Origin of the sequence: Streptomyces sp. NPDC058373, assembly GCF_042723275.1 — a bacterium.
Classification (GTDB): domain Bacteria; phylum Actinomycetota; class Actinomycetes; order Streptomycetales; family Streptomycetaceae; genus Streptomyces.
In genome coordinates, this window is the sequence record NZ_JBHXJE010000027.1 from 25,620 (window position 1) to 39,155 (window position 13,536).

A 13,536-nucleotide genomic window follows, 5' to 3' on the forward strand; every position below is an offset into this window, starting at 1 on the left:
TCCTCCGCCCCCGGCCGCCGTCGAGAACCGGCCGCCCTCGGGTTTGAGTCCCCCTGTCGGGGTGATACGCGCCCGGTCGGGCTCCGCAGGGTGAGGAGGTTGTCGCAGGTGCGCGCAGAGGCACGGAACCGGGTGCGGGCCCATTCCTGCCCGGAGCCCCCGCCCTTTCCCGGAGGAACCCGGTCAAGTGACGCCCACACGGCGTGGCCTGATCGTGACGGTGCGCGGAACGTGCTGCGGGGGCACTGCTTCCGCTTTTCTCCGACGAGGTTACGATCAGTCAAGATCAATTGGTGGAAGGGCAGTTCACCCATGTCCGCGCAGTACGGCCGTCCCCCGGGGCGGATGGACGCCTGTGGCGCGGCCGCACGGAGCCGCGGCTGACCCTCCGGACCCCGTACACCCGTCGGCCGACACGATCCGCCCCCTGCGAAGGTTCCCCATGGCTCGTTCCCCCTTGCACGCCCCCGGCCCCGGCTCCGGCCGCGCGGGGCGTTCGGCACGGCTGCTGTGGCCCCTGGCCCTGGCGCTCGCCCTCGCCACCTTCCTCGCCGCCCTCGTCCAGATCGCACGGTACGGCTCGGTCGTGCCCGCGCTGGCCACCGGCGTCGCCGGGGTGCTCGTCCTCGGCCTGCTGGAGCGGCTGCGCCGCGACCACCGGGCCGCGCACGGCGAGGCGGTCCGGCAGACCGAACTGGTCGCCGCCCGCGACGAGGAGGCCGCCCGGCAAGACGCCCGGTGGCGCGCGTACGCCGAGAGCCAGGCCGGGCACGTCCGCGACGAGCTGGAACACGTCCTCAAGGAGCGGCTGCCCGCCGCGACGACCGGGACCGCCGACATCCCGCCGCCCGGCCCGGCCGCCAGCGAGCTGGCCCCCGACGTCCTCGACGTGGTCGACCGCATTCTGGCCGAGGTCTCCGCGGAGGCCGCCGGCCAGTCCGAGTCGCAGCGGCTCGCCCTGGTGGAGCTGGCCAGCCGCGTGCAGACCTCCGCCCACCGCATCCAGGCCACCGTGACCGGCCTCGCCGAACGCTTCCCCGGCGACCCCGACCTGCTCGAAGCCACCATGCAGGTCGACCACGCCGCCACCCAGCAGGCCCGGCACGCCCAGAGCCTCAAGGTGCTCTGCGGCGAATGGCCCGGCCAGCAGTGGCAGAAGCCGCTCGCCCTGGTGGACGTGGTGCGCGCCGCCTCCGGCCGCATCGTCGCCTACCGCCGGGTGACCGTCTCCGGCGAGCCCGACGTCGGCGTGCACGCCTCGGTGGTCGAGCCCCTCATCCACCTGGTCGCCGAACTCCTCGCCAACGCCACCGAGTACTCCCCGCCGCGCACCAGCGTCCTGGTCACCGTCCGCACCGTGCAGCGCGGCGCCGTGGTCGAGGTCGACGACGGCGGCCTCGGCCTGGACGAGTACCGGCTCGGGCACGCCCGCGAGATCGTCTCCGGCCGCCGCCTCCTGGGCGTCGGCGAGGTCGGCGAGATCCCGCAGACCGGCTTCGCCGTCGTCGGCCGCTTCGCCCACCGGCACGGCTTCCAGGTGGACCTCGGCCCCTCCCCGTACGGCGGCGTCCGCGCCGTCGTGCTGATCCCGCTGGAGGTCCTGGAGAGCCTGGAGCCCGCCGGGACCCGCGCCACCGAACCGCCCGCCCCCCGGCGCCCGGCCGCCACGCCCGCCCCCGCCGCCGAACCGCCCGCGCCCGCCGCCGAGGAGAGCCCGGCGCGCGCCCCCGGCTCCCGCCTCCCCCAGCGCCGCTCCCGGCGCGGCGAACGCCTCGCCCCCGCGGACGGCGCGCCCTCCACCCCGGCCGCCCCCGCCCCCGGCACCCCCGAGGAGGCCGGCGACTGGATGGACGCCTTCTTCGCGGGCGGCCGCGGCGAGCCCGACCCCCCGCCCGCCGGGCCCACCGACCCCCACGCGCACGATTCCGCCGATCCCCCCGAAGGACAGTCCTGACCATGACTTACGTGGAGAACCCCGAGCAGCGGGCCTGGATGATCGCCGACGTCGCCACGGTGCCCGGCGTGCGCCAGGTCATCGTCTTCAGCGGCGACGGCCTGCTGCTCGCCAAGTCCGACGGCATGGACCGGGACGCCGCCGACCGGCTCGCCGCCAACTGCTCCGGCCTCCAGTCCCTCGGCCGGAGCCTGGGCCGGGAGCACGGCGAGGAGGGCGGCGCCGTCCACCAGCAGATGGTCGAGTTCAACGGCGGCTTCCTCTTCATGCGCAGCGCGGGCGGCGCCCACCTCGCCGTCCTCACCGGACCGGTGGTCGACCCCAAGCTGGTGGCCCGCCAGATGCAGGCGCAGGTCCTGAAGATCGGCGCGGGCAACCTCAGCAGTCCGCCCCGCCAGGAGCCCGCCCGGTGACGGCCCCGGGGGAGCAGCCCGACAGCGCGGTGCGCTCGTACGTCATCACCAAGGGCCGCGCCCGGCCCACCCGGAACACCGTCAACGTCGACACGCTGCTGGTGGCCGCCGAACCGGGCCGCCCGCTGCCGGTCACTGCCTCCCGCGAGGAGGCGGCGCTGGTGCGGATGTGCGCCCGGCTGCTCTCCCTGGCCGAGGCCGCGGCCCACCTGGAACTCCCCGTGAGCCTGGTCAAGGTGGTCGCCTCGGACCTGGTCGACTCCGGCCATCTGGCCGCCCGCTCCGGCATCCCCGAGGCCGCCGGGCCCGACACGCAACTGCTTCAGGAGGTACTGGATGGGCTCCGCCGGCTCCGCTGACCGCTATCTGCCCGACACGGTCCAGCAGGCCGTCAAGATCCTCGTCGTCGGCGCCTTCGGCGTCGGCAAGACCACCCTGGTCGGCTCCGTCAGCGAGATCACCCCGCTGCGCACCGAGGAGCACATGACCGAGGCCAGCGTCGGCGTGGACGACCTGGCCGGGCTGGACACCAAGCGCACCACCACCGTCGCCATGGACTTCGGCCGCATCACCCTCAACCCCCGGATCGCGCTCTACCTGTTCGGCACCCCCGGTCAGCGTCGCTTCTGGGACCTGTGGGAGGGGCTCGCCGAAGGCGCCCTCGGCGTCCTCGCCCTCGTCGACACCCGCCGCATCGAGGACAGCTTCGACGTGCTGGAGCAACTGGAGTTGCGCGGCCTGCCGTTCGCCGTCGCCGTCAACGAGTTCCCGGACAGCGAGAAGTACACCGCCGAGGAGATCCGCGCCGCCCTCGACCTGCTGGACGAGACCCCGGTGACCCTCTGCGACGCCCGCGACCCGCGCTCCTCCCTCGACGCCCTCATCACCCTCGTCCAGTACGTCCTCGACCGGGCGGCCCGGCCCGCCGCCCCGCAGGAGCCCGTCGCATGACCGCCGCCCCGCCGCCCGGCTGCCCCGCCCACGCCGCGACCGGCCTCGTGCCCCTCGCGGCCGCCACCGGCGCCCCGGACCACCGCGACGTCTACCGCGCGCTGCGCGCCGAGTGGGGCGACGTCGCCCGCGTCGAACTGGAACCGGGCGTGGCCGCCTGGCTGGTGATGGGCTACCGCGAGATGCTCACCCTCACCCGCAACGAGCAGCTCTTCTCCCGCGACGCCCGCAACTGGCGCGACCTGCGCGAGGGCACCGTCTCCCCGGACTCCGGGCTGCTGCCGATGATGGGCTGGCGGGCCAATGTCGTCGGCGCCGACGGCCCCGAGCACCGCAGGCTGCGCGCGCCCCTGGACGACGGCGTCGCCCGTATCGACCAGCGGCGCGCCCGCCGCCAGGTCGAGGCGCTCTGCGAGGAGCTGATCGCCGAGTTCGCCGCCCGCGGCAGCGCCGACCTGGTGGGCGAGTACGCCACCATCGTCCCGATGCTCGCCCTCGCCTCGCTCTTCGGCCTGGACAGCGCCGGCGGCCACGAACTGCTGCGCGCCCTGATCGCCCTCTTCGGCAGCGCCGACGACTCCCAAGCGGGCAACCGCCACTTCGAGGAGATCCTCCTCGACACCCTCCGCGAGCGGCGCGCCCGCCCCGCCGACGACCTCACCACCGCCTTCCTCGACCACCCGGACCTCCGCAACGAGGCCGAGCACCTCCAGTCGGTCGTCGTGATGATCTCCGCGGGCAACGAGACCGTCACCGCGTGGATCGCGCACACCCTGCGGCTGCTCCTCTGCGACCCGCGCTTCGCCTCCCGGCTGCACGGCGGCCGCCTCGGCATCGACGACGCCCTGGACGAGGCGCTCTGGCGCGACCCGCCCATGAACAACATGCCCGCCCGCTACGCCCTGCGCGACACCGAACTCGGCGGCCACCGCATCCGGGAGGGCGACTGCCTGATCCTCGGCATCGCCGCCGCCAACGACGATCCGCGGATCCGCCCCGAGGACGAGCTGACCGAACCGGGCAACCGCGCCCACCTGGCCTTCTCCGCGGGCCCGCACGTCTGCCCCGCCCAGGTCCCGGCCCGCCTCATCACCCGTACCGCCGTCAAGACCGTGCTGCACCTCCTCCCCGGCCTGCGGCTGAGCGTGCCCGCCGAGGAGATCACCTGGCGGCCCTCGCCCTGGACCCGCGTCCCCACCGTGCTGCCCGTCGACTTCCCGCCCGCCCCGGGCGTGGCCCGCCGCACCTGACCCGCCGCGCCCCCGCCCGTGCCCCGACCGCCCAAGGAGAACCGGTGACCACCACCCCCGACGCCGCCGTCCCCGAGATCACCCTCGACCCCTACGGCAGCGACCACCACGGCGAGGCCGCCCGGCTGCGCGCGCTCGGGCCCGTGGTCCGCGTGCGGCTCCCCGGTGACGTGCTCGCCTGGGCGGTCACCGGTCATGAGTTGCTGGCGGAGCTGGTGGCCGACCCGCGGATGAGCAAGGACTGGCGGAACTGGAACGCCATCCGCCGCGGCGAGATCGAGGACGGCTGGCCGCTGATCGGCATGGTCAAGGTGACCAACATGGTCACCGCCGACGGCCAGGAGCACCGCAGACTGCGCAAGCTGGTCATGCAGACCTTCACCCCGCGCCGGGTCGCCGAACTGCGCCCCCGCGTCGAGGCCATCGTCGCCGAGCTGCTGGACGAACTCCCCTCGCACGCGGACGCCGACGGCACCGTCGACCTGCGCCTGCACTACGCCAACCCGGTCCCCATGCGGGTCATCTGCGAACTCTTCGGCGTCCCCGCCCACGAGCAGCCCCGCCTCAAGGAGCTGATGGACAACATCTTCCGCTCCGACCTCGGCCCCGAGGAGGTGACGGCCAGCCAGGTCGAGCAGTACGAGCTGCTCGCCCGCGTCGTCGCCGCCCGCCGCGCCGAGCCCGGCCCCGACCTCACCAGCGCGCTGATCGCCGCCCGCGAGGCCGACCCGGACGCGCTCAGCGAGGAGGAGCTGGTCGGCACGCTGCTGCTGATGCTCTCCGCCGGGCAGGAGACCACCCTCAGCCTCATCACCAATGCCGTCCGCGCCCTGCTCACCCACCCCGACCAGCGCGCCCTCGCCGAGGCGGGCGGCGAGGAGGTCTGGGAGGCCGTGGTCGAGGAGACCCTGCGCTGGGACGCGCCGATCGGCAACTTCCCCTTCCGCTACCCGCTGGAGGACGTCGAGATCGCCGGGGTCCCGATAGCCAGGGGCGAGGCGGTCATGGCGCCCTACAGCGCGGTCGGCCGCGACGAGGCCCAGCACGGCGCCGACGCCGACCGCTTCGACCTCACCCGCGAGCAGCGGCGCCACCTCGCCTTCAGCCACGGCCCGCACTTCTGCCTCGGCGCGCCCCTGGCCCGCCTGGAGGCGGCCCTCGCCATCCCGGCCGTCTTCGCCCGCTACCCGAAGCTCTCCCTCGCCGTCGACCCCGCCACCCTCACCCCGGTGCCCTCGATGTTCTCCAACAGCTCCGCAACCCTGCCGGTCCGGCTCGCCCATGACGCCTGAGTACCACCGCACCCGCCCCCGTCCGGACCGCCCGGCCACCCCCGCCCAGGCGGGCCGGCCCGGCGGGGCCGGACGGCGTTCCCGCACCTCGGCAGGGGAGGGGCACCCGGCGCGCCGGTCCCCGAACCGGAGGAGCGCGATATATCACTATTGGGTGCATTACGTTCCCTCTGTGACCTGTAGGCGACCCCGACGACCCGGCGCCCTATGATCGCGCTCGTCGCCGCCCACTTCGTCCTCGCCATGTGCGCCAGGCCGCTGGTCCGCCGGCTGGGCACCCGGGCGTTCTTCGTCCTGGCGCTCCCGCCGCTCGCGGCCACCGTGTGGGCCTGCGTCCAGTGGGGGACCACCGCCGACGGCGGCTCCACCGACTGGAGCTGGGAGTGGATCCCCGCCTACGAGGTCTCGCTGGCCCTGCGCCTGGACGCCCTGTCCGAGCTGATGGTGCTGCTCGCCGCGGGCATCGGCACCCTGGTCCTCGTCTACTGCGTCCGCTACTTCCACGACGGCACCCGGGGCCTGAGCCGCTTCGCCGGGACACTGCTCGCCTTCGCCGGAGCCATGCTCGGTCTCGTCCTCGCCGACGACCTGATCGTGCTCTACGTCTTCTGGGAGATCACCAGCGTCCTGTCGTTCCTGCTCATCGGACACGGCAGCGAGTACAAGCAGAACCGGCGCTCCGCGCTCCAGGCGCTCACCGTCACCACCCTCGGCGGACTCGTCATGCTGGTCGGGTTCCTGATCCTCGGCCATGTCACCGGCACCTACCGGATCTCCGAGATCCTCGCCTCCCCGCCGCCCTCCTCCACCCTGCTGGAGGTCGCCGCCCTGCTCATCCTCTGCGGCGCCTTCTCCAAGTCGGCGATCTGGCCCTTCAGCATGTGGCTGCCGAACGCCATGGCCGCCCCCACCCCGGTCAGCGCCTACCTGCACGCCGCCGCCATGGTCAAGGCCGGTGTCTACCTCGTCGCCCGCCTCACCCCGGCCTTCGGCGACCTCTCCCTGTGGCGCCCGCCCATCCTCGTCCTCGGTTGCGCCACCATGCTCCTCGGCGGCTGGCGCTCGCTGCGCCTGCACGACCTGAAGCTGGTCCTCGCCTACGGCACCGTCAGCCAGCTCGGCTTCCTGATGGTCCTCGCCGGGGACGGGAACTACGACGTCGGGCTCGCCGCCGTCACCATGATCCTGGCCCACGCCGTCTTCAAGGCCCCGCTCTTCCTCGTCACCGGCATCGTCGACCACGCCACCGGCACCCGCGACCTGCGCCGCCTCTCGGGGGTGGGCCGCACCCTGCCCTGGGTGGCCGGCGTCGCCGTGGTCGCCGCCCTCTCCATGGCCGCCCTGCCGCCGATGCTCGGCTTCGCCGCCAAGGAGGCCGCCTTCGAGGCGCTGCTGGTCGGCGACACCCCCGACCTGTGGGCGCTGGGCGTCATCGTCGTCGGCTCCGCGCTGACCACCGCGTACAGCCTCCGCTTCGTCTGGGGTGCCTTCGCGCGCAAGCCCGGCGTCGCCGACACCCCGGTGCAGAAGGTCGGCTGGCTCTTCCTCGGGCCGGCCGCCGTGCTCGCCGTCTGCGGACTGATCCTCGGGCCCGCCGTCGGCTCGGCCGAGGAACTGCTCGCCGGCTACGCCGAGCAGTACACCGTCCCGGCCGACCCCTACCACCTCGCGCTCTGGCACGGCCTCGGCACCGCGCTCGGCCTCTCGGTAGCCGCCTGGGTCGCCGGTGTGCTGCTCTTCCTCGCACGCAAGGAGGTCCGCACCCTCTCCCGGCGGATCGCCTGGCCGACCGCCGACGCCGTCTACGGGCAGGTGCTCCTCGGCCTGGAACGCGTCTCGCTCCAGGTCACCGGCTTCGTCCAGCGCGGCTCGCTCTCCGTCTACCTCGCCATCACCCTGCTGGTGATGCTGGCCGGACAGCTCGCGGTCCTCGTCACCGACCAGCCGTGGACCGGTGCCCACGCCCCCGCGGTCTGGGACTCCCCGCTCCAGGGCGCCCTCGCCGTCCTCACCTGCGCCGTCGGCCTGATGTGCCTGACCGTCAGCCGCCGCATGAAGGGGGTCGTCCTGGCCGGTCTCACCGGCTACGGGGCCGCGCTGCTCTTCGTCCTCCAGGGCGCACCCGACCTCGCTCTCACGCAGTTCGGCGTCGAGACCGTCTCGATGGTCGTCTTCATCCTGGTGCTGCGCCGGATGCCGGTGCACTTCGAGGAGTCCTTCAGCCCGTGGCGCCGCTGGGCCCGCATCCCGGTCGCCCTCGCCAGCTCGCTGGTGGTCGCGGTCGCGGTCTGGGTCGCGGCCTCCGCGCGTACCGCGATCCCGGACGGCGAGCCGATCGTCACCGAGGTCGCCCACCAAGGGCTGAAGAACGTGGTGGCGACCATCCTGGTCGACCTGCGGTCCTGGGACACCATGGGCGAGTCGGCGGTCCTCGCCGCCGCCGCCGTCGGCGTCACCAGCCTCATCTTCCTCCACCGCCGCACCGACAGCGCCGGCCAGGAGATCCCGTACGACCGGGCCATCTGGTCGTTCTCCTCGCGCGGCGTGGGCCGGCCCGGGCCCGGGCCGGACAGCACCCGGGAGCGGACCTGGCTGGCGGCGGGCCGCTCACTGGCCCCCGAGCACCGTTCGATCGTCTTCGAGGTGCTGGCCCGGCTGATCTTCCATCCGATCCTGGTCCTCTCGGTCTACCTGCTCTTCTGCGCGGAGAACCTGCCGGGCGGCGGCTTCATCGGCGGCCTGGTCGCGGGCGTCGCCCTGATCACCCGCTACCTCGCCGGGGGCCGCTTCGAACTCGCCGAGGCCGCGCCCCGCCAGCCCGGCCTCTTCACCGGCCTCGGCCTCTTCGTGATGACGGCCACCGCCCTGCTCGGCCTCTTCGACGGCACGGTGCTGCACGCCTTCGAGTACCACGGCCACCTGCCGCTCTTCGGTGAGTACCACCTCGCCACACCCGTCCTCTTCGACTTCGGCGTCTACCTCCTGGTCCTCGGCGTCGTCCTCGACATCGTCCGGGCCCTCGGCGCCAAGGTCGACCGGCAGATCGAACGGGCGGCGGCCGAGGGGTCCGCCGGAGCCAAGGGCGCCATCGCCACCCGCGGTGGCGGCGAGGAGCCCCCCGACCCCGCGACCGGAGGAGGAGACGGCCGATGACCATCAGCCTCGCCCTGCTCGTCACCGCCACCGTGCTGATCGCGGTCGGCGGCGTCCTGCTGCTCACCCGGCCGCTGACCCGCATCCTGCTCGGCGCGGTCATCACCTCCAACGGCATCAACCTGCTGCTGCTCGCCGTCACCGGCCTGTCCGGACCGGCGCCGCTGCTCTACCCGGGCGTCGACCCGGCGACCGTCACCGACCCGCTGCCGCAGGCCATCACGCTGACCGCCATCGTCATCACGCTCGCCACCACGGCGTTCATCCTCGCGATGGCCTACCGCTCGTACCAGCTCACCGGCACCGACGAGGTCCACGACGACATCGAGGACCGCAGGGTCGCGCTGCGCTCCGAGATCTACGACGAGCGCAGCGAACTGCGCAGCCGCTACCGAGCGGCCGACCGGGACCCCGAGATGCGCCGCCGCTACCGCGACGAGCGCCGCCAGCTGCGCGCCCGCCTCCGCGCCGACCGCGCCCTGCAGGCACGCGGCCGCGACGCCTCCGGCGACCTGTGGAACGACATCCTCGGCGCCGACCCCGCGGACTACCCGCAGAACCGGGGGAGCGGCGAGGACGGCGGGCCGGACACCCCGGGCCCGTCCGGGCCCGACACCCCCGGCACGGGCCCGTCGGGCCCGGACACCCAGGGCCCGCCCTCGGCGCCCGACACCTCCGAGCCCGACGAGCCCGCGGCGGCCCCGGCGGAACCCGGCGCCACCGGCGAGGAGTCCACCGAGTCCTCCGGCCCGCAGGCCACCGACACCGCCACCGGGCCGCAGGCCCCCGGGACCGGCGCCGCGCAGCCCCCCGACACGGGAGCGAAGCCCCCGCGCACCGGCGCGGAAGCCCCCGGCACCGGCCGACCGCAGCCCCGCGAAGGCGGCCCCCAGCCCCGGGGCGCCACCAACGCCCGCCCCGGTCAGGAGGGAGCGGGCGCCGCGGGCGAGGACAGCGGCGCCACCGCGACCCGGCCCCGCCGCGTCGTCCCGCCCCCCGACGCCCAGCACCCGCCCGAGGACCCGGTCCCCGACGGCCACCCGGAGGCGGTCCGCCGCCGCCGGCCCCGCCCGGACGGCCACCCCGCCCCCGACCCGCACCCGGGCCCCGCCCCCTACCCCACGACCCCGCCGGGCCCCGAGAGCGCCCGCAAGCCGTATCCGCGTCCCGGCCGGGCGGACCGCCCGCACCGCGAGCACCCCCACCGGCCCCCAGGAGACCTCAGGTGAACGCACTCGTCCCCCTGCCGGTGCTGCTCCCGCTGTTCGCCACCGGCCTCAGCCTCGCGGCGGGCATCCGGCTCAAGCGGTTCCAGCGGTTCATCAGTGTCGCCGTCCTCGCCGCCGTCGTGGTGATCTCCGTCGTCCTGATGATCGCCGCCGACGACGGCCCGCTCTCCGTCCACCTCGGCGACTTCGCCCCGCCGCTCGGCATCACCCTGGTCGCCGACCGCCTCAGCGGGCTGATGCTCACCGTCTCCTCGCTGGTCACCCTCGGCGTGCTGGTGTACTCCCTGGGCCAGGGCATGGCCGACAAGGACGACGAGACCCCACTCGCCGTCTTCCACCCCGCCTATCTGATCCTGGTCGCCGGAATCTCCTGCACCTTCCTGGCGGGCGACCTCATGAACCTCTTCGTCGGCTTCGAGATCATGCTGGTCTCCAGTTTCGTCCTGCTGACCCTCGGCGGCACCGGCCCCCGGATAAGGGCCGGTTCGACCTACGTGATCATCTCGCTGCTCTCCTCGATGATCTTCCTGGTGGCCATCGCCATCACCTACGCGGCCACCGGCACCGTCAACTTCGCCCAGCTCGCGGAGAGGCTCGACGACCTCCCCCTCGGCGTCACCACCCTCATCCAGGGGATGCTGCTGACCGTCTTCGGCATCAAGGCCGCCGTCTTCCCGGTCGCCGCCTGGCTGCCCGACTCCTACCCGACCGCGCCCGCCCCCGTCACCGCCGCCTTCGCCGGACTCCTCACCAAAGTCGGCGTCTACTGCATGCTCCGCACCGAGACGCTGCTCTTCCCCGGCAACCGGCTCGGCAACCTCCTCCTGGTGGTCGCCCTCGCCTCGATGGTCATCGGCATCCTCGGCGCCGTCGCCCAGACCGACCTGAAACGGCTGCTCTCCTTCACCCTGATCAGCCACATCGGCTACATGGTCTTCGGCATCGGCCTCGCCGACCGCGCGGGCATCGCCGGCGCCATCGTCTACGTCGTCCACCACATCACCGTGCAGACCACGCTCTTCCTGGTCGCCGGACTCATCGAACGCCGGGGCGGCACCACCGAACTGACCCGGCTCGGCGGCATGGCCCGCAGCGCGCCCCTGCTCGCCGTCCTCTTCTTCGTCCCCGCCATGAACATCGCGGGCATCCCGCCCTTCTCCGGCTTCATCGGCAAGCTCGCCCTGATGCGGGCCGGCGTCGAGAACGGCTCGGCCCTCGCCTGGGTCCTGGTCGGCGGCTCCACCCTCACCAGCCTCCTGACGCTCTACGTCGTCGCCAAGGTCTGGAACCTCGCGTTCTGGCGCAGCGAACCGCCCGGGCAGGCGGCCGAGGGCACCGTCATGGAGTCCCAGGAGGAGGACACGGACGACGACGAGCAGGACGAGGGCGGCCCCGCCGTCACCCCGCAGAACGGCCAAGGCGTCCCGGTACGCCCGGGCGGCGGCCAGGTCGTCGCCACCAGCATCACCGGCAAGGCCGTCACCACCACCAAGCGGCCCCCGCGCACCATGATCGCCGCGACCGCCGCCACCGTCCTGCTCGGCCTCTCCTACACCGTGCTGGCCGGGCCGCTCGCCGCCTACACCGACCGCTCGGCGCAGGAACTGCTGACCCGGACGCCGTACATCGAGGAGGTGCTCAGGCCGTGATCACCTGGTCGTCCCGCTCCCCGGAACTCCCCCCGTACAGCATGGCCTTCGGCCACGGGCGGCACCGCAGGGTGCTCGACCTGCCGCTCATCATCTGGCTGGCCGTCGTCTGGCTGCTGCTCTGGGGCACCTTCTCCTGGGCCAACGTCGTCAACGGCCTGGTCGTCGCCTTCCTGCTCTGCCTGGCCTTCCCGCTGCCCCCGGCCGACCTCGGACTGAGGCTGCACCCCTGGGGCATCCTCCGGCTGGCGGCGTACCTGCTCTGGGACATGTACGTCTCCGGGCTGCGCGTCACCAAGCAGATCTTCGTGGACTACCCGCACCGCGCGGCCGTCCTCGCGATCCCGCTGCGCTGCCGCTCCGAACTCATGCTCACCGCCACCGCCGTCGCCGTCTCCAACGTGCCCGGCGGGTCGGTGATCGAACTGCGTCGCGCCACCGCCACGATCTTCGTCCACGTCCTGGACGCCGACGACCCCGAGGCCCTGGAGACCGCCCGCCGGTCCGTCTGGCGGACCGAGGAACTGACCGTCCGGGCCTTCGGCAGCCGCGAGGAGATCGCGCGCGTCTCGGCCGACCCCCGGCAGGGGAACCCGTCATGACCGTCTTCGAGTGGATCGACCGCGTCCTGCTGACCGCCGCCGTCGTGATGGTCCTGCTCGCCGGAGCCCTGCTGCTGGTCCGCCTGTGGCTGGGCCCGTCCATGCTGGACCGCGCCATCTGCCTGGACGTCGCCGCCGCCCTGATCATCGCCGGGCTCGGCGCCCAGGCCGCCTTCAGCCGCAACCCCTACTACTTCCCGATCATGCTGGTGCTGGCCTTCCTCGGCTTCACCGGTTCGGTGGCCATCGCCCGGTTCATCGCCGTACGCGACCGGCCGGCAGCCGCCCGCGGCCGGGAGGCAACCGTGGAGGAGGACCCCACCTCGTGAACCCCACCCCCTGGGCCCAGGCCGCGGACACCGTCGGCGCCTTCCTCGTCTTCCTCGGCGCCGCCATCTGCCTGCTCGGCTCCATCGGCATGGTCAAGCTCCCCGAGGTCCTCTCCCGCAGCCACGCCGCGACCAAGCCGCAGGCCCTCGGCATACTGCTGGTCCTCGTCGGGGTCGCGCTGCGGCTGCGCACCGGCATCGACGCGGGCACCCTCGCCCTCATCATCTTCTTCCAGCTGCTGACCGGCCCGGTCGCCTCCCACCTGGTGGCCCGCTCGGCCTACCGCACCGGCGGCATCCACGCCGACCTGCTCTTCGACGACCTCGACGAGCAGCTCAGCGAGGAACCGGACACGCCCAAGACCCACCCGCGCCCGAACGCCGCCCACGAGGACTCCGCCCCCAAGGGCCCGGGGGACGAGCCCCGGCCGGGCGGTGACTGAGGGGCGCTCCCGCGTGCAGTACGAGCTGTCCGGCATGTTCTTGCCCGCCGCCCCGTAGACGGAGCCGCCGGCATCGCCGCACTGTCCGCGCGTACCCAGATGGCGGCCGCCGTCGCCGCTCCTGATGCCCCGTCCACAGCACACGGCCGATGCGGCGACAGGGAGAACGGGCCCGGCCGCGTACCGGGCGAATCCGCAGGCCACGAGGGTGGCCCGATATGGCCGCACCTTGTTGCGCCGCGCGGACTGGGGGCGGCACCCTCCTCCTGAC

General features: G+C 73.8%; 12 protein-coding genes. All 12 read left to right on the plus strand.

Annotation, left to right across the window (positions count from 1 at the left end; genetic code table 11):
* The first annotated feature begins 442 nt into the window (after nucleotides 1-442).
* Nucleotides 443-1,954 (plus strand): ATP-binding protein, encoded by a 1,512-nt coding sequence (locus ACFWMZ_RS16875; RefSeq protein WP_383202327.1) that lies wholly within the window; start codon nucleotides 443-445, stop codon nucleotides 1,952-1,954.
* A 2-nt stretch (nucleotides 1,955-1,956) separates the two neighbouring features.
* Nucleotides 1,957-2,367: a roadblock/LC7 domain-containing protein gene (locus ACFWMZ_RS16880; protein WP_383173826.1), complete on the plus strand. Its 411-nt coding sequence runs from the start codon at nucleotides 1,957-1,959 to the stop codon at nucleotides 2,365-2,367.
* On the plus strand, nucleotides 2,364-2,726 hold the full coding sequence (locus tag ACFWMZ_RS16885; protein ID WP_383173823.1) for a DUF742 domain-containing protein: 363 nt from the start codon (nucleotides 2,364-2,366) through the stop codon (nucleotides 2,724-2,726). The genes ACFWMZ_RS16880 and ACFWMZ_RS16885 overlap by 4 nt, the downstream gene beginning before the upstream one ends.
* Nucleotides 2,704-3,318, plus strand: a complete 615-nt coding sequence (locus ACFWMZ_RS16890) for an ATP/GTP-binding protein (protein WP_383173820.1) — start codon at nucleotides 2,704-2,706, stop codon at nucleotides 3,316-3,318. The genes ACFWMZ_RS16885 and ACFWMZ_RS16890 overlap by 23 nt, the downstream gene beginning before the upstream one ends.
* Nucleotides 3,315-4,568: a cytochrome P450 gene (locus tag ACFWMZ_RS16895; RefSeq protein ID WP_383173817.1), complete on the plus strand. Its 1,254-nt coding sequence runs from the start codon at nucleotides 3,315-3,317 to the stop codon at nucleotides 4,566-4,568. Before ACFWMZ_RS16890 ends, ACFWMZ_RS16895 begins: the two co-directional genes overlap by 4 nt.
* A gap of 44 nt (nucleotides 4,569-4,612) precedes the next feature.
* Nucleotides 4,613-5,860, plus strand: coding sequence for a cytochrome P450 (locus tag ACFWMZ_RS16900; RefSeq protein WP_383173814.1), 1,248 nt, complete (start codon nucleotides 4,613-4,615; stop codon nucleotides 5,858-5,860).
* A gap of 207 nt (nucleotides 5,861-6,067) precedes the next feature.
* Complete coding sequence (locus tag ACFWMZ_RS16905) at nucleotides 6,068-9,013, plus strand: Na+/H+ antiporter subunit A (protein ID WP_383173811.1); 2,946 nt, start codon at nucleotides 6,068-6,070, stop codon at nucleotides 9,011-9,013.
* On the plus strand, nucleotides 9,010-10,242 hold the full coding sequence (locus ACFWMZ_RS16910) for a Na(+)/H(+) antiporter subunit C (protein ID WP_383202330.1): 1,233 nt from the start codon (nucleotides 9,010-9,012) through the stop codon (nucleotides 10,240-10,242). The genes ACFWMZ_RS16905 and ACFWMZ_RS16910 overlap by 4 nt, the downstream gene beginning before the upstream one ends.
* Nucleotides 10,239-11,891 (plus strand): Na+/H+ antiporter subunit D, encoded by a 1,653-nt coding sequence (locus ACFWMZ_RS16915; RefSeq protein ID WP_383173805.1) that lies wholly within the window; start codon nucleotides 10,239-10,241, stop codon nucleotides 11,889-11,891. Before ACFWMZ_RS16910 ends, ACFWMZ_RS16915 begins: the two co-directional genes overlap by 4 nt.
* Nucleotides 11,888-12,493, plus strand: a complete 606-nt coding sequence (locus ACFWMZ_RS16920) for a Na+/H+ antiporter subunit E (protein WP_383202333.1) — start codon at nucleotides 11,888-11,890, stop codon at nucleotides 12,491-12,493. Before ACFWMZ_RS16915 ends, ACFWMZ_RS16920 begins: the two co-directional genes overlap by 4 nt.
* Nucleotides 12,490-12,822 (plus strand): monovalent cation/H+ antiporter complex subunit F, encoded by a 333-nt coding sequence (locus tag ACFWMZ_RS16925; RefSeq protein ID WP_383173799.1) that lies wholly within the window; start codon nucleotides 12,490-12,492, stop codon nucleotides 12,820-12,822. Before ACFWMZ_RS16920 ends, ACFWMZ_RS16925 begins: the two co-directional genes overlap by 4 nt.
* Complete coding sequence (gene mnhG, locus ACFWMZ_RS16930) at nucleotides 12,819-13,265, plus strand: monovalent cation/H(+) antiporter subunit G (RefSeq protein WP_383173796.1); 447 nt, start codon at nucleotides 12,819-12,821, stop codon at nucleotides 13,263-13,265. Before ACFWMZ_RS16925 ends, mnhG begins: the two co-directional genes overlap by 4 nt.
* Nucleotides 13,266-13,536: the final 271 nt, after the last annotated feature.